Raw genomic sequence first — 16354 nt, 5'->3', positions numbered from 1 at the left:
GGCGGTGGCGGCCGAGGCGGCGGGAGCGGCGACGGCCGCGAGTATGGCGGCGATGAAAAGGGCAGCTGCGTAGCGCATGTTGCACGTCCTTCCTGGGGGTGGCCGCCAGGACACGTCGTCCTGGCGGAACGCCTCCCAGGCTTGCGCAGACACGCACGACCTGCATGTCGAAAGATCACGGACAGTGACGAGTCGGGGCCTGCGGGGCGGAGTTCGCCGTGCACGACCCTTGTGCAATTCCTGTGGAGGCCTCAATCTTTCGGCTGACACACAGGAGTGGCACAGGAAATTGACATGCCCCTGTCCACTTCGCGTCACCCCCACGAGCGCACCACCGATCGAGGAGGACCCCTCAGATGGCAGTGATGCGTAATTCCCGAAGAGACACCCGGCGAAGACTGGCCGCGCTGAGCGTGGCGGCCACCGCGGCCCTCACCGCGAGCCTCGTCTCCGCCCTCCCCGCCGCGGCCGCCCCCGAGGGCCGCATCCAGTACGCGGGCGCCGCCAACGCCGTCGCCGGCAGCTACATCGTGAACCTCAAGGCCGATCACGCCCGTTCGGGCTCACAGGCCGGACGCGCCCTCGTCGAGAAGTACGGCGCCGACGTCGAGCGGACCTACAAGAAGGCCCTCAACGGCTACGCGATCGAGGCCTCCGAGGCCGAGGCCAAGCGGCTCGCCGCCGACCCGGCCGTCGCCTCCGTCGTCCAGAACCGCACGTTCGGCATCGCCGCGACCCAGACCAACCCGCCCTCCTGGGGCCTGGACCGCATCGACCAGAAGAACCTGCCGCTCAACAGCTCCTACACCTACCCGGACTCGGCCGGGCAGGGCGTGACGGCGTACGTCATCGACACCGGCGTCCGCATCACCCACAGCGACTTCGGCGGCCGTGCCTCCTACGGCTACGACGCCATCGACAACGACAACACCGCCCAGGACGGCCACGGCCACGGCACGCACGTGGCGGGCACGGTCGCCGGGTCGTCGTACGGCGTCGCCAAGAAGGCGAAGGTCGTCGGCGTCCGCGTGCTGAACAACTCCGGTCAGGGCACCACCGCCCAGGTCGTCGCCGGCATCGACTGGGTCGCCCAGAACGCCGTCAAGCCGGCCGTCGCCAACATGTCCCTCGGCGGCGGCGCCGACTCCGCCCTCGACACGGCCGTACGCAACGCCATCGCCTCCGGCATCACCTTCGCCGTGGCGGCCGGCAACGAGTCGACGAACGCCTCCACCAAGTCCCCCGCCCGCGTCACCGAGGCCATCACGGTCGGCGCGACCACGAGCTCGGACGCCAAGGCGAGCTACTCCAACTACGGCTCGGTGCTCGACCTGTTCGCCCCGGGCTCGTCCATCACCTCGGCCTGGAACTCCGGCGACTCGGCGACCAACACCATCTCCGGTACGTCGATGGCGAGCCCGCACGTGGCGGGCGCGGCCGCGCTCCACCTCGCCGACAACCCCTCGGCCACCCCGTCCCAGGTCGCCTCGGCCCTGACGTCCGCCGCCACGACCGGCGTCGTCACCAGCCCCGGCACCGGCTCACCCAACCGGCTCCTCTACGTCGGCGGCGGCACGACCACCCCGCCCGGCCCGCGCTTCGAGAACACCGGTGACTACACGATCAGCGACAACTCCACGGTCGAGTCCCCGGTGACGGTCACCGGCGTCAGCGGCAACGCGCCGTCGTCCCTGTCCGTCGAGGTCCACATCGTCCACACGTACATCGGCGACCTCCAGGTCCAGCTGATCGCCCCCGACGGCACCGCGTACACACTGAAGTCGTACGGCACGGGCGGCAGTTCGGACAACATCAACACCACGTACTCGGTGAACGCCTCCTCGGAGACCGCCAACGGCACGTGGAAGCTGCGCGTCAGCGACAACGCCAACTACGACACCGGACGCATCGACGCCTGGGCGCTGCAGTTCTAACCCGACACCAGTAGTCCCCCTCGTCCTCGCGGCACGGCTCCGGGTCCCCGACCCGGCCGGCCGCGAGGACGAGCCGTGTGTGCCGCCCTTGGTACGCCGAGCGCCACGGCGCCGCTTACCATTCGCCCAGTCGTACGCCCGTTCCCACACCCCGGCACCGCCGCCCGAACCAGGAGCACGGTACTCGTGTCCATACCTCCGCCTCCCGGCCCGGAGCAGCCCCAAGGGCCGTACGGGCAGGGCCAGTACCCGGCGCCGTCGCCGTACGCGCACCCGTACCAGGCCTATGGCTTCTACGGCCCCTACGGCCGTCCCGTCTCCGTCAACGGCGTCGCCATCAGCTCCCTCGTCCTCGGCATCCTCTGCTTCGTGCCGGCCGTCGGGCTGGTGCTGGGGCTGATCGCGCTGGCGCAGATCAAGAAGCGGGGTGAGCGCGGCAAGGGGATGGCGGTGGCCGGTTCCGTGCTCTCCTCGGTCGGACTCGCGCTGTGGGCGCTGACGCTGTCCACGGGGTCCGTCTCCGACTTCTGGGACGGCTTCAAGGGCGCCGCGAGCGGTGAGGGCACCGCCTACGCGCTCGCCAAGGGCGACTGCTTCGACACACCGACCGGCGACCTTGAGGGCGACGCCTACGACGTCGACGAGGTGCCCTGCTCCGGCGAGCACGACGCCGAGGTGTTCGCCGTGGTCAGGCTGCCGGGCGGCTCCTTCCCGGGCGACGACGGGCTCGAACGGACCGCGGACGACAAGTGCTACACCCTCGCGGACGGCTACGCCATGGACCCCTGGGCCGTGCCGGACGACGTGGACGTCTACTACCTGGTCCCGTCCCGGCAGAGCTGGCGCGTCGGCGACCGCGAGATCACCTGCATGTTCGGCAGCACGGCCGACGACGGCAGCCTGACCGGCTCGCTGCGTACCGACACCACGACGCTCGACGAGGACCAGGTGGCCTTCCTCGCCGCGACCAACGCCATCGACACGGTCCTCTACGAGGAGCCCGAGGAATACCCCGAGGACGACCTGACGGCCAACCAGGACTGGGCCAGGGACGTCCACGCCGCGCTCGGCGAGCAGATCGAGGCACTGCGCGGCCACAGTTGGCCGAGCGATGCCAAGGAGCCGGTCGCCGATCTGGTCGAGGAGATGGAGGCCGCCCGCAAGGAGTGGTCGCGGGCGGCCGCGGCGAAGGACGCGGACACGTACTTCACGCACTACGAGAACGGGTACGAATACGTCGACGGCCCCACGACCGTCACCGCGCGCAAGGCTCTGGGCCTGGACACCACGGTGCCGGCCTACGAGGGCGACTTCGACAGCGGCGACGACAGCGGGAGCGGGGACGGCCTGGCCGTGTGAGCGCAGGTGTGAACGCGGCTATAGCGGGGAGAAAGTGCCTGCGTAAAGCCCTCCGCAGGCACAAGTCATCACATCGAGTGATTCTCTGGCCTTTGCTTGCACGGGACAACCCACGGTTGCCACGCTGTTGCTGTCTGTACAAGCTGATGGGAGCGGCCAGTGACTTTCGGTGAGCAGCCGGCGTACCTGCGCGTCGCGGGTGATCTCCGCAAGAAGATCGTCGACGGTTCGCTGCCACCGCACACCCGCCTCCCCTCCCAGGCCCGCATCCGCGAGGAGTACGGCGTCTCGGACACCGTCGCGCTGGAGGCCCGCAAGGTGCTGATGGCCGAGGGGCTGGTCGAGGGCCGCTCCGGCTCCGGGACGTACGTCCGTGAGCGCCCCGTGCCCCGCCGGATCTCCCGCTCCGGCTTCCGCCCGCCGAGCGGTGCCACGCCCTTCCGCCAGGAGCAGGCCGACGGTGAGACGCGCGGCACCTGGGAGTCCAGCAGCGAGCAGGCCGAGGCCAGCGTCGCCGTCGCCGAGCGGCTCGGCATCCGGGCCGGCGACCGCGTCATGTGCACCAAGTACCTCTTCCGGGACGCCGGTGAGGCGATGATGCTCTCCACCTCCTGGGAGCCGCTCGCCGTCACCGGCCGTACGCCCGTGATGCTGCCCGAGGAGGGCCCGCTCGGCGGCATGGGTGTCGTCGAGCGCATGGCGGCCATCGACGTCGTCGTGGACAACGTCACCGAGGAGGTGGGCGCCCGCCCCGGCCTCGCGGAGGAGTTGCTGACGCTGGGTGGCGTCCCCGGTCATGTGGTCGTGGTCATCCAGCGCACCTACTACGCGTCCGGGCGTCCGGTGGAGACGGCGGACGTGGTGATTCCGGCGGACCGCTACCGGGTCGCATACCACCTCCCGGTGAAGTAGCGCACTTGTTCGTGAAGTAGCGCACACCTTCACCGCAGTTACCTCCGGCAGAGCCTCAACTCCCGCACCCTCGCCCGCCGTTCGAATCTGGCCGTCTTCGCAGGTCGCCGCGGGCGTGCGCGGCATGCCCGTGACCGGATGCATCGACGTTCGCGCCCGGCGCGTTCGGTGCCGTGCGCCCCCTCCGACTTGGCTGGTTGCGTACCTCTTTGTGAAAAGCCGTATTCGCAGCGTAAAGGTTAGGCGTACGCTCGGGCATATGCGGATTGCGGTTTCCTTAGCGGGCGGGGCACGGCACAGGCCGCGAGCGGTACCGGGGCGGTCGTGGGCGGGAAGGAGCGGTGGGGCGCGATGAACGACAGCACGATCACTCTTCCTTGGCTCGTGATTCGACAGGACGACAACGGCAATCGCTACCGCGTAGGCCGGTACGCGACCCGAGCAGAGGCCCAAAAGATCGCAGACAGCCTCGACAACCGCGGCCACAAACAGCTCTACTGGGTCGAACGCCTGGCCCAGACCACCGACAACGCCCCCTGACAGGGGCCGCGCCCCCGAAGGGGCGCGGGGAACTGCGCGACAAGCCACGACGGCGCGGCAGCCGAAGGCCCGACGCATCCCGGCGTTCCAAAGCGAAGGGGCTCAGCCTCGGGCGCGCCCCATAGGGGCGCGGGGAACTGCGCGGCAAGCCACGACGGCGCCGCAGCAAAAGACCGACGCACCGGAGTCCCAAACGGAGTGCCTACGCTTCGGTGCATGACGGAACAGATCGTGGTAGGCGCCGCGCTATTGGCCGGAGGCCGCCTGCTCGCGGCGCGGCGCAGTGCACCCGAGGAACTGGCCGGACGCTGGGAGTTGCCCGGCGGCAAGGTCGAGCCCGGCGAGGCACCCGAGGCGGCACTCGTACGGGAGCTGCGGGAGGAACTCGGCGTGGACGCCGAGGTGATCGAGCGTCTGCCCGGGACATGGCCCCTGAAGCCCCCTTACGTGCTGCAGGTGTGGACGACCCGTCTGCTCCCCGGCTCCGGCGCCCCCGAGCCCCTCCAGGATCACGACGCCCTGCGCTGGCTCGGCGCCGGGGAACTCTGGGACGTCGACTGGCTGGAGCCGGACGTGCCGGCGGTCCAGGAGGTGGCCGGACGGCTTCGTTCCTGAGGAAACTTCCCGGATTCCTACCCGTTCGCATACCTTGCGCGCGGTACCGCCCCGCGAATATCGGGTATGTGGTCACTAACCCCGAGAAACCGGACATGGGCGAACCCGCTGGCCTGGGAAGTGATCGGCGTGATCGACACCGGCGGCGACTGCGCCGACTGGACCTTTCCCGCGGAGGCGGGCGCGGTGCGCGCGGCCCGTGCCGCCGTGCGCGGCCGGCTGCGCGACTGGGGGCTCGACAGCCTCGCCGACCTCACGGCACTACTGGTCAGCGAGCTGGTGACCAACTCCCTGCGGCACGCCACCGGCCCCATCGGCGTCCGCCTGGTGCGTCCCGCCGACCTCGACGGTGTCCTCCTGGTCGAGGTCTCCGACCCGCTCCCGGACCCGCCGCGCGAACGCGCCCCTCACCCCGAGGACGAGAGCGGCCGCGGACTCCAGCTCGTGGCGCACTCCTCGCGCCGGTGGGGCACCCGGCCGGGCCGGAGCAGCGGCAAGACGGTGTGGTTCGAACTGGCGGTCCCGCAGTGACCGTGGCGGCGCGGGGGATACACGCGGGGGATATAGGGGTGTACGGCCACCCCCACCCTGTCGAGCGACTGGTTCAGGCCAGTGGCAGTTGTCGAACCGCGTGATTCGACTGCGTGTCCGCTGGTTAGAAGTCTGGAAGTGTTTCCGGTGCCGGGACCGAAAACCATCGGGAACGTGCTGTGATCGTGAACACCGTGTTGTGCGGGGCCGTAGTGCTGGATACTGCGGGCAGCCGCCCCCGGTGACCGGTGCCGGACGCGGTGAGCTGGAGGGGACGGTTCGCGTGAGCGAGATACCAGCGAAGGCCACGGAGTCCGAGGACCCGTCGGACGGCGCGAGGACGAGGGGCGCGGGGGAGCGGGCCCACGACCCACAGGCCTCCGACGACACACAGGCCTCCCACACCACCTCCCGGGGCCCACGCGCCTCTCAGGACACACAGGACTCACAGGCCGTCGCAGGGGACGCACCGGACACCCAGGAACCCCCCGCTCCGCGCGCCCCCGGCTTCGCCGCCGACGAGCCCCGCCCCGGCGACCCCGTCTGGCAGAGCAGTCCGCCCGGCTCGATCTACGACTACATCAAGGTGGCGTCCTTCTCGATCGGTCCCGACGGCCTGGTCGACCAGTGGAGCCTGCGCGCCGAGCAGTTGTTCGGCATCCCGGCCCGGCGCGCCGTCGGCATGGACCCCATCGAGGCGTTCATCGACCCCGATCTGCGCGAGCAGGGGCAGCGCAAGATGGCCGAGATCCTGGACGGCCGGGAGTGGACCGGTGTGGTCCCCTTCCGGGCGCCCGACGACGAGGACGGCCGGCGCGGTCAGGACGGTCTCGCCGAGGTGTACGTCATGCCGACGCGGACCGAGGAGGGCGAGAAGGCCGCCGTCTGCATCGTCGTGGACGTCCGCGCGCTCCGCAGGATGGAGACCGACCTCGCCGCCTCGCAGTCGATATTCGGTCAATCTCCGTTCGGTTTCCTGCTGATCGACCCCGACCTGCGCGTGCGCCGCGTCAACCACCGGTTCGCTTCCCTGTTCGGCGGCACCCCCGACGACCACCGCGGCCGGGGCGTCCACGACTATCTGCCGCGCCCCGAGGCCGACCGTGTCGCGGCGACCCTGCGCCGCGTCCTGGACAGCGGTGACTCCATCACCGACATGCACGTCACCGGCTTTCTGCCCGGCTCCGACGAGCGCCGCCACTGGTCCGTCAACCTCTACCGGGTGCACAGCGGCAGCGGCCGCCCCATCGGCATCGCCTGGCTCGGCATCGACATCACCGCGCGTCGCGCCGCCGCCCGCGAGGCCGCCGCCGCCCGGCGCAATCTCGCCCTGCTGAACGAGGCCGGCGCCCGCATCGGCAACTCCCTCGACCTGGAGACCACGGCCCGCGAACTCCTCGACGTCGTCGTCCCCGGCTTCTGCGACCTGGCCACGGTCGACCTCTACCAGGGGCTGCTGGCCGGCGACGAGACCCCGCCCGGCCTCGCCGACGGCAGCGCGGAACTGCGCCGGGTCGCCTTCTCCAGCGCCGTCTCCGACGCACCCTTCGTCGGCGGCGGGGTGCCCGTCGCGGTCGGCGCCGTCCACCACTACCCGTTCAACTCGCCCTGCGCGGACGCCCTGCGCACCGCGCGGCCGCAGCATGTGCCCGGCGAGGAGGGCGGCCTCGTGCAGTCCACGCTCGCGGTGCCGATGGTCGCCCACGACACCGTCGTAGGACTCGCGCAGTTCGCCCGTACGAAGGGCAGCGAGCCGTTCGGCGACCGGGACCGTGACCTCGCGGTGGAGCTGGCGGCGCGGGCGGCGGTCTGCATTGACAACGCCCGTCTCTACCGGCGCGAGCACGAGCGGGCGCTGATACTGCAGCGGTCCCTGCTGCCGCCCGGGGACCCGGTCGCCTCCGGCCTCGACATCGCCTGCCGCTATCTGCCGGGCAACTCCTCCGCCGACCGGCCCAGCGAGGTGGGCGGCGACTGGTTCGACGTGATCGAACTCCCCGGGCACCGTACGGCGTTGGTCGTCGGGGACGTCATGGGCCGGGGGCTGCGGGCGGCCGTCGCGATGGGCGAACTCCGTTCGGCGGTACGAACGCTGGCGTTGCTGGACCTCGAACCGGCCGAGGTGCTCTCGGCGCTGGACGAGATCGCGCGCGGCCTCGGCGCCCCCGGCGGAGTCCAGCAGGCCACCCGTGCGGCCCGCCGGCCCCGGGAGGCGGACCTGTCCGAGGTGTACCTCGCGACGTGCGTGTACGCGGTCTACGACTCCGTCACGCGCCGGTGCACCTTCGCCAACGCCGGGCATCTCCCGCCGGTCCTCGTCGAACCCGGCGAGGCGGCGCTGATGCTGGACGTGCCGCCCGGGATGCCGCTGGGTGTGGGCGGGGAGCCGTTCGAGGAGGTGGAGGTCGAACTGCCGGAGGGCGCGCTGCTGGCGCTCTACACGGACGGCCTGGTCGAGTCCCGCGACCATCCTCTGGACGAGGGTCTCCAGGCTTTCGTCGGCGCGCTGACCGATCCCACGCGGCCGCTGGAGGACGTCTGCGACCACGTGCTCAACACCCTCGACAGTCATCACGGCGAGGACGACATCGCGTTGCTGATGGCACGTGTGCAGGGGCTGCCGGCCGAGTCCGTGGGGGACTGGACGCTGCCGCGGGAGCCGCGCAGTGTGGGGCGGGCCCGGGAGTACGCCCGTGGGCAGCTGCTGTCGTGGGACCTTGAACCCCTGGTCGACACCACGGAGCTGTTGGTCAGCGAGCTGGTCACGAACGCGCTGCGGTACGGCGAGGGTGAGATTCGGCTGCGGTTGCTGTTGGACCGGACGCTGGTGTGCGAGGTGTGGGACTCGGGGTTGGTCCAGCCGCGTCGGCGGCGTGCGCGGGACACGGACGAGGGTGGGCGGGGGTTGCAGCTGGTCGGGTTGCTCAGTGCGGCGTGGGGGTCCCGCCGTACCCCGCGGGGCAAGACGGTGTGGTTCGAACTGCCGCTGCCGGACGGGGAGAACGGGTTGGCGGACCCGGCGGAGGCGTTGCTGAGCCTGTTCTGACCGTCCTCGGCTCCGCCTTCGGCCGTTTCGTCTCCCACCCGCACCGCCCGTGCGGCTTTGGTGGCCGGGTGCGGGTGGCCCAGGTGGGGGCATCTCGCCGTCGGCGTCTGCGGGTTCGCTGTAGGTGTCGCCCGGCAGGAGGGCGGCGGAGGACTTCTCGCGCAGGGCCCGCGTGGTTGGCGTGCTCAGGTACCTGTCGGGTCTCCGCGTCGGTTCCTGGTGTGTGGGCCGCCGTAGCTGGCCGGGGGGCCGGTGGGGGGCTGGATGCCGCCCAGGACGGCTCCGGTCAGGCCGTGGGTGGTGTCGGTGAGTGGGGGGTGGCCGTGGAGGCGGATGTGCTGGTCGGCGAGGGCCTGGGCCTGTTGGGCGAGGGTGTCGGCGGAGCGGAGGTCGGCCAGGGGGGACGGGGGAGTGAGCAGGCGGTGGGCCTCGGCCAGGTGGGTGCGGGGTTCGGTGCCGACGGCGGCGCGGTGGGTCGCGACGACGTCGTCCGCGTCGGCCACCGCGGCACGGGCGCAGAGCAGTGCGGCGGCCGGGATCACCCCGGCCCGGCCCGCGGCGACGGGCGAGACGGCCCGTACGATCCGGCGCAGCAGCTCCAGGGGGTCGTACGGCCGTCCCGAGGTCAGCTCCTCGCGTACGCCGGCCAGGGCGAGGTCGGCGTGGGTGACGCGGGCGCGCAGCTCGCCGGGGGGTACGGACGGGGACGACGGTGAACCCCGTGCGCCGGCGATCTCCGCCTCGCCGCCGGTCAGCGCGGGCGGCACCATCGTCGCGGCCCTGGCGAGGACGTCGGCGAGGCGGTCCACGCCGTCGATGAAGACGGCCGCCTGGCTGATCGCGCCCTCGGCGGCGCGCAACCGGGCAGCAGCCCGCTCGTGGTCGCCCGAGTCGGCGGCCTGGCGGGCCTGGTTGAGGCGGGTGGTGGCGTAGACGAGCCGGTCCTTGGCCTGCTCGACATGGCCCACGACGGCGGAGGCGGCGGAGGGGGCGTACCGCTCGCCCAGCTCCCGCAGTGTCGCGTCGGCGCCTCCGGTACGTCCCGTCAGTTCCCGGAACCGGCCCTCCGCGACGACCAGGGCCTGCCCCAGCCCTCCGCCCAGGCCCTCCTCCAGCCCCCGTACCTGGTCGAACGCGGCGGCCCGCGCGTCCAGCAGCCGCCCCGTCTCCTCGCACCGCCCGACGATCCCGGCGAGCGCGTGCCGCCGCGCCGCGCCCTCCGCCGGCACCCCGTCCTCGTACTGCCACCGCATCCGAAAGGCGACCGCCAACTCGGCCCGGGCCTCCCGCAGCGCCCGGGCGAAGGTCTCGACCAACTCGGCGTCCTCGGCCTTCTCCTCGACGAACCCGAGTTCCTCCGCGCTGACCCGCACCCAGTCGTCCGCCTCGACCAGCAGTGCCCGGGCCCGCTCGTCGAGTTCCCCGGCCGGCGGCTCGGCGACCTCGACCGGCGCCCCACCGGGTGTCGTACGCCCCCGCGCCCGCCGCCTGCGCCGCCAGAACCCGTACCCGCCGACCACCGCCGCCGTGACGACCGCCAGCACCGGCAGCACCAGATCGAAGTCCGAGGTCCCCTCGCCCTCGCCCTGGGCCGCCGCACCGGCCACAGGCCGGTCCGCCCCGCCCGCGACCGCACCCCCGCCCAGCACCGTCACCACGGGCAGCACCAGCCACGCCACCCCGACCAGCCCGCCCACCAGCGCGTGCGCCACCCGCGCCCGTATGTGCGAGCTGCCCCGCCGCGGCCGGCCCCGTATCAAGGATGACGTCACATTTCGGAGCGTATGAGGAGGAAAGCCCCGACGCGACCGGGATGGGCCGACCTGGCTCGGCCGGCGACGGACTCAGCTCGACGAGGTCCGGCGCATGATCTTGTTGCCGAGCCACACCAACGGGTCGTACTTCCGGTCGACCGCCCGTTCCTTCAAGGGGATCAGCGCGTTGTCCGTGATCTTGATGCCCTCGGGGCAGACCTCGGTGCAGCACTTGGTGATGTTGCAGTAGCCGAGGCCGTGTTCCTCCTGGGCGGTGGCCTTGCGGTCCAGGCCCGTCTCCGCCGCGGCGTCCAGCGGATGCATGTCGAGTTCGGCGACCCGCATCAGGAAGCGGGGGCCCGCGAACGCCGGTTTGTTCTCCTCGTGGTCGCGGACGACATGGCAGGTGTCCTGGCACAGGAAGCACTCGATGCACTTGCGGAACTCCTGCGAGCGGTCCACGTCCTCCTGCTTCATCCGGTACTCGCCGGGGCCGAGCTCGGCGGGCGGGACGAAGGCGGGCACCTCCCGTGCCTTCGTGTAGTTGAAGTTCACGTCCGTGACGAGATCGCGGACCACCGGGAACGCCCGCAGCGGCGTCACCGTGATCGTCTCCTCCCGGGTGAACACCGACATCCGCGTCATGCACATCAGCCGCGGGCGGCCGTTGATCTCCGCGGAGCACGAACCGCACTTGCCGGCCTTGCAGTTCCAGCGGACGGCCAGGTCGGGGGCCTGGGTGGCCTGGAGGCGGTGGATGATGTCCAGGACCACCTCGCCGTCGTTCACCTCGACCGCGAAGTCCTCCAGGCCGCCGCCCTGCACATCGCCCCGCCACACCTTGAAACGGGCCTCGTAGCTGCTCACTGGTAGAGCTCCTCCTCGGCGAGATACTTGACCAGCTCTTCTTTGTCGAAGAGAGCCAGCAGGTCCTGGCGGACGGGATCGGTGGTCTCGCGCAGCAGATTGATCTGGCCGCGTTCGGGGTCCGTGGCGGCCAGGCCGCCCGTCGGGTCGGCCAGTTGGCACAGCAGGTTGATGTTGCGCCACTTGCGGTCCATCGTCGGATGGTCCTCGCGGGTGTGCCCGCCGCGCGACTCGGTGCGCTCCAGCGCCGCCCGCGCCACGCACTCGCTGACCAGCAGCATGTTGCGCAGGTCGAGCGCGAGGTGCCAGCCCGGGTTGAACTGGCGGTGGCCCTCGACGCCGGCCCGGCGGGCCCGTACGCGAAGATCCGCGAGCTTCTCCAGCGCCTGCTCCATCTCGCCCTCGCGGCGGATGATGCCGACGAGGTCGTTCATCGTCTGCTGGAGCTCCTGGTGGAGGGTGTACGGGTTCTCCGGCGGCCGCCCGTCGTCCTCGCCCGCGGCCGGGCCCTCCGCCGAGAACGGCCGCAGCGCCTCGGCGGCCGCCGTGTCGACCTGCAGATCGCTGACCTCGGGGCGTTCGAAGGCCCGCGCCGCCGCGTACTCGGCGGCGTGCCAGCCCGCGCGGCGGCCGAAGACCAGCAGGTCGGAGAGCGAGTTCCCGCCCAGGCGATTCGAGCCGTGCATGCCGCCGGCCACCTCGCCGGCCGCGTACAGGCCGGGCACCCCGCGCGCCGCCGCCGTGTCCGACTCGACCGCGATGCCGCCCATGACGTAGTGACAGGTCGGCCCGACCTCCATCGCCTCCGCCGTGATGTCCACGTCCGCCAGCTCCTTGAACTGGTGGTACATGGACGGCAGCCGACGGCGGATCACCTCGGCGGGCATACGCGTCGACACGTCCAGGAACACCCCGCCGTGCGGGGAGCCGCGGCCCGCCTTCACCTCGGCGTTGATGGCCCGCGCCACCTCGTCCCTCGGCAACAGCTCGGGAGGACGCCGGTTGTTGTCCGGGTCCTCGTACCAGCGGTCGCCCTCCTCCTCGGACTGGGCGTACTTCTCCTTGAAGACGTCGGGGATGTAGTCGAACATGAACCGCTTGCCCTCGGAGTTGCGCAGCACCCCGCCGTCGCCGCGCACCGACTCCGTGACCAGGATCCCCTTCACCGACGGCGGCCAGACCATGCCCGTCGGATGGAACTGCACGAACTCCATGTTCAGCAACGGCGCCCCCGCCAGCAGCGCCAGCGCGTGGCCGTCGCCCGTGTACTCCCACGAGTTCGACGTCACCTTGAAGGACTTGCCGATGCCGCCCGTCGCGATCACCACGGAGGGGGCGTCCAGGACGAAGAAACGGCCGGTCTCACGCTCGTAGGCGAAGACCCCCGAGACCCGGCTTCCGTCCTTCAGGATCCGGGTGACCGTGCACTCCTGGTAGATCTTCAGCCGGGACTCGTAGTCGCCGGTCTCCTTCTCGTCCTCCTGCTGCAGCGACACGATCTTCTGCTGGAGCGTGCGGATCAGCTCCAGGCCGGTGCGGTCGCCGACGTGGGCGAGGCGCGGGTACTCGTGGCCGCCGAAGTTGCGCTGGGAGATACGGCCGTCCTTCGTCCGGTCGAAGAGCGCCCCCCAGGTCTCCAGCTCCCACACCCGGTCCGGCGCCTCCCGGGCGTGCAGTTCGGCCATCCGCCACTGGTTGAGGAACTTGCCGCCGCGCATGGTGTCGCGGAAGTGGACCTGCCAGTTGTCGTGCTCGTTGACGTTGGCCATGGCCGCCGCGATACCGCCCTCGGCCATCACGGTGTGCGCCTTGCCGAACAGCGACTTGCAGATCACGGCCGTACGGGCGCCTCGCTCGCGTGCCTCGATCGCGGCCCGCAGGCCCGCGCCCCCGGCGCCGACCACGACGACGTCCCACTCCTGCCGTTCGACCACGGACATCTGTTCAGTCCCCACCAAATCTAGAAGAAGCGCGGATCGTCGAAGACCCCGGACGCGACGAGATAGACGTAGAAGTCGGCGAGCGCGACGCTCACCAGCGACGCCCAGGCCAGCAGCATGTGGCGGGCGTTGAGCTTCCCGATCCACTGCCACATCCGGTAGCGCACCGGGTGTTTGGAGAAGTGTTTGAGCTTGCCGCCGACGATGTGCCGGCAGGAGTGGCAGGAGAGGGTGTACGCCCAGATCAGCACGATGTTGACCAGGAAGACGAGGGTGCCGAGGCCCATGTGGCCCCACTCGTAGTTCTCGTCGCGGAAGGCGAGCACCGTGTCGTACGTCAGGATCCCGGCGACCAGGAGCGCGGCGTAGAAGAAGTACCGGTGGATGTTCTGCAGGATCAGCGGGAACCGGGTCTCACCGCTGTACTTGCTGTGCGGCTCGGCCACCGCGCAGGCCGGGGGCGACATCCAGAAGCCGCGGTAGTAGGCCTTGCGGTAGTAGTAGCAGGTCAGGCGGAAGCCGAGCGGGAAGATCAGGATGATGATCGCGGGGGAGATGCCCCACCAGCTCCCGAAGAGCTCCCAGTTGGGGCCGGCGCGCATGGGCTCGCAGTTCTCCGCCAGACAGGGCGAGTAGAACGGGGAGACGTACGGCGCCGCGTAGTAGTCCGCGTTGGCGAAGGCCCGCCAGGTCGAGTAGACGATGAACGCCAGCAGACCGGCCGCGGTGGCGGCCGGGGCCAGCCACCAGCGGTCGGTCCGCAGGTGCGGGGCGGAGATCGCGGCGCGCGTACCCGTTCGTACGCCGCCGCTGTTCAGATGGGGTTCCGTACCAGTGGCCAATGCATGACTCCGGTCGGGTGTGGGTTCTCAGGGGATCTCAGGGGGCGTGGCGGTCCCGGGCGCCGAGACCCTCGTCATCCGTGTCGATCCACAGAGAGTCGTCGTACGGCGTGTCGGGGATGGTGACGAGCTCCGGTTTGCGCTGGGTGGCGGCGGGGGCCGCGGCGGCGTCCCGCAGCAGCGCGACGCTCTCGCGGAGATGGTTGGCGTCGGTGCGGACGCGGCGCATCTCGATCCCGCCGGTTCCGAGCTGCTTCTCCAGCCGGCCCACGGACCGGGCCAGGTCGTCGAGGCAGCGCTGGACAGCTGTCAGGTCGTCTTGCACGGACATGACGTGACCTCACTTCCGTGGGCCCTACGGCCCTGGGTGGCAACGTTCATGCGCCTGCGAGTGTTGCGCGTCACACCTATCGCTGTGAAGGGATGTGCAGCGATTGGCGGATTGCACGCCTCCATTGCACGCCCGCAAGCGCTCTGTGCACGCCGGGGGGCCGAAAGGTGGCGAGGAGTGCGAAGTGCGGAGCGCGTTGCTCCGCACGGGTGGCCTTGTACGCCCCTGCCGCCGTGTCGTCTCCGCCTGGCGAACCCTTTCCTCTTCAGTGGGGTGCCTTAGATCTGATCAGCTCCAAAATACCGCCAAATGTGATCAGAACGCACTTATTGTCACCGGCGGGAGCCGCTCCCCGGAGGTACCTGAGATGTCCCACGTCGGCATCGGACCCAGCGTCGGACCCAGGCCTGGCCGCAGCGCGGTCCTGCGCTCGGCCACCTTCCTCGTCGCGGGCGCGCTCGCGATGCCCGCGCTCGCCGGTTGTAGCGACCCCGACCCGGCCGGAAAACCGCTGGCCGGGCAGGACATCGCCACGGCCGCCCGGGCCGAGCTCCGCGACGGCGGCACGCTGCGGTGGGCCGTGGACGCCGTACCGGAGACGCTGAACACCTTCCAGTCGGACGCCGACGCGGCCACGACCCGGATCGCGCAGGCCACGCTGCCCTCGATGTTCCGGCTCGACGAGAACGGGCGCCCGGAGCGCAACCCGGAGTACCTGGAGTCCGCGAAGATCGTCAAGACGGAGCCCAAGCAGGTCGTGCTGTACAAGCTCAACCAGCAGGCCGTCTGGAGCGACGGCCGGGAGATCGGCGCCGCCGACTTCGCCGCCCAGTGGCGGGCCCTGTCCGGCAAGGACAGCGCCTACTGGACCGCCCGCAACGCCGGCTACGACCGCATCGAGAAGATCGAGCGCGGCGACAACGACCTGGAGGTGCGGGTCACCTTCGGACGCCCGTACGCGGACTGGCGCTCCCTCTTCTCGCCGCTGTACCCGAAGGAGGTCATGGGCACGCCGGACTCGTTCAACGACGGGGCGCGGAGCAGGCTCAAGGTCACCGCCGGGCCCTTCACCGTGCAGAAGATCGACCGCAAGGGAGGCGACGTCACGCTCACCCGCAACCCGCGCTGGTGGGGAGAGCCGGCCAAGCTGAACGAGATCGTGCTGCGCGCCGTACCGCGCAACCAGCGGGCCGCCGCGCTGGCCGCCGGTGATCTCGACCTGGCCGAGATCGACTCCGCGGCCGCCCGGCGCATCGCGCTCGCCGCGCCGCCGCGGGCCGCGAGCGCCAGCCCCTCCGGTACGCCGCTCATGGGCCCCGACCGGCGCACCCTCACCCCGAAGCAGCGGCAGGACCGGGCGAAGTTCCGGGGCTTCGAGGTACGGAAGTCCCTGGAGCCGGCGTACACCCAGCTGGCCCTCAACGGCGGCGACAGTGTGCTCGCCGACGAGCGGATCCGGCGGGCCGTGGCCCGCGCCATCGACCGGGAGGAACTGGCGAAGCTGATCCTGGGCCCGCTGGGCCTGCCCGCCGAGCCCGTCGGCAGCCATCTCGCCCTGTCCGGGCAGGCCGCGTACGCCGACAACAGCGGCGCGATCGGCGACCAGGACACGGCGGAGGCGCAGGCGCTGCTCGCGGACGCGGGGTGGGTGCCGGGTGGGCCGGTGAAGGAGAAGAAGAAGGG

General features: G+C 71.2%; 13 protein-coding genes. 8 read left to right on the top strand and 5 right to left on the bottom strand.

The features are described from left to right. The first annotated feature begins 356 nt into the window (after positions 1-356). From L0P92_RS31595 to L0P92_RS31565, 7 genes are all read left to right on the top strand, one after another. The gene (locus L0P92_RS31595; RefSeq protein WP_234766479.1) at positions 357-1934 is read left to right on the top strand and encodes a S8 family peptidase; all 1578 of its coding nucleotides are present in this window, start codon (positions 357-359) and stop codon (positions 1932-1934) included. 186 nt (positions 1935-2120) lie between these two features. Further along, positions 2121-3293 (top strand): DUF4190 domain-containing protein, encoded by a 1173-nt coding sequence (locus L0P92_RS31590; protein ID WP_234766478.1) that lies wholly within the window; start codon positions 2121-2123, stop codon positions 3291-3293. 159 nt (positions 3294-3452) lie between these two features. Next, positions 3453-4205: a GntR family transcriptional regulator gene (locus tag L0P92_RS31585; protein ID WP_234766477.1), complete on the top strand. Its 753-nt coding sequence runs from the start codon at positions 3453-3455 to the stop codon at positions 4203-4205. A gap of 351 nt (positions 4206-4556) precedes the next feature. Next, entirely contained in the window at positions 4557-4745 is a 189-nt protein-coding gene (locus L0P92_RS31580; RefSeq protein WP_234766476.1) for an SPOR domain-containing protein, read from the top strand. Between the two features lie 216 nt (positions 4746-4961). Beyond that, a complete protein-coding gene (locus tag L0P92_RS31575) occupies positions 4962-5360 on the top strand; it encodes a (deoxy)nucleoside triphosphate pyrophosphohydrolase (RefSeq protein WP_234766475.1) in 399 nt (132 codons plus the stop codon). A 66-nt stretch (positions 5361-5426) separates the two neighbouring features. After that, positions 5427-5891: an ATP-binding protein gene (locus tag L0P92_RS31570; protein ID WP_234766474.1), complete on the top strand. Its 465-nt coding sequence runs from the start codon at positions 5427-5429 to the stop codon at positions 5889-5891. Between the two features lie 283 nt (positions 5892-6174). After that, positions 6175-8937, top strand: a complete 2763-nt coding sequence (locus L0P92_RS31565; RefSeq protein ID WP_234766473.1) for a SpoIIE family protein phosphatase — start codon at positions 6175-6177, stop codon at positions 8935-8937. Positions 8938-9122: 185 nt separating this feature from the next. Here the strand turns inward: L0P92_RS31565 and L0P92_RS31560 are convergent, their stop codons facing one another. The 5 genes from L0P92_RS31560 to L0P92_RS31540 form a co-directional block, all read right to left on the bottom strand. Next, the gene (locus tag L0P92_RS31560) at positions 9123-10709 is read right to left on the bottom strand and encodes a hypothetical protein (RefSeq protein WP_234766472.1); all 1587 of its coding nucleotides are present in this window, start codon (positions 10707-10709) and stop codon (positions 9123-9125) included. Positions 10710-10781: 72 nt separating this feature from the next. Then, a complete protein-coding gene (locus L0P92_RS31555) occupies positions 10782-11558 on the bottom strand; it encodes a succinate dehydrogenase/fumarate reductase iron-sulfur subunit (RefSeq protein ID WP_234766471.1) in 777 nt (258 codons plus the stop codon). Beyond that, a complete protein-coding gene (locus L0P92_RS31550; RefSeq protein WP_234766470.1) occupies positions 11555-13498 on the bottom strand; it encodes a fumarate reductase/succinate dehydrogenase flavoprotein subunit in 1944 nt (647 codons plus the stop codon). Before L0P92_RS31550 ends, L0P92_RS31555 begins: the two co-directional genes overlap by 4 nt. 20 nt (positions 13499-13518) lie before the next feature. Continuing rightward, a complete protein-coding gene (gene sdhC, locus L0P92_RS31545) occupies positions 13519-14340 on the bottom strand; it encodes a succinate dehydrogenase subunit SdhC (protein WP_234766469.1) in 822 nt (273 codons plus the stop codon). A 37-nt stretch (positions 14341-14377) separates the two neighbouring features. Then, positions 14378-14671 carry an Rv0250c family protein gene (locus tag L0P92_RS31540; RefSeq protein WP_234766468.1) on the bottom strand — a complete coding sequence of 98 codons (294 nt, stop codon included), beginning with the start codon at positions 14669-14671 and terminating at the stop codon, positions 14378-14380. Between the two features lie 367 nt (positions 14672-15038). On the opposite strand from L0P92_RS31540, the gene L0P92_RS31535 reads away from it, so the two are divergent. Further along, positions 15039-16354: ABC transporter family substrate-binding protein (locus tag L0P92_RS31535; protein ID WP_234766467.1), on the top strand; the 1316-nt coding region annotated here is incomplete at its 3' end.

The sequence above is a fragment of the Streptomyces muensis genome (assembly GCF_021474425.1).
Lineage (GTDB): Bacteria > Actinomycetota > Actinomycetes > Streptomycetales > Streptomycetaceae > Streptomyces > Streptomyces muensis.
The sequence above is the reverse complement of the archived record's forward strand: the minus strand, read 5'-3'. Positions and strand labels throughout refer to the sequence as shown.

Bases quoted from the DNA above. Each gene is read 5' to 3' on its own strand.
- L0P92_RS31570 (WP_234766474.1), top strand. From the start codon at position 5,427: ATGTGGTCACTAACCCCGAGAAACCGGACATGGGCGAACCCGCTGGCC.
- L0P92_RS31580 (WP_234766476.1), top strand. From the start codon at position 4,557: ATGAACGACAGCACGATCACTCTTCCTTGGCTCGTGATTCGACAGGAC.
- L0P92_RS31595 (WP_234766479.1), top strand. From the start codon at position 357: ATGGCAGTGATGCGTAATTCCCGAAGAGACACCCGGCGAAGACTGGCC.
- L0P92_RS31540 (WP_234766468.1), bottom strand. From the start codon at position 14,671: ATGTCCGTGCAAGACGACCTGACAGCTGTCCAGCGCTGCCTCGACGAC.
- L0P92_RS31575 (WP_234766475.1), top strand. From the start codon at position 4,962: ATGACGGAACAGATCGTGGTAGGCGCCGCGCTATTGGCCGGAGGCCGC.
- L0P92_RS31550 (WP_234766470.1), bottom strand. From the start codon at position 13,498: ATGTCCGTGGTCGAACGGCAGGAGTGGGACGTCGTCGTGGTCGGCGCC.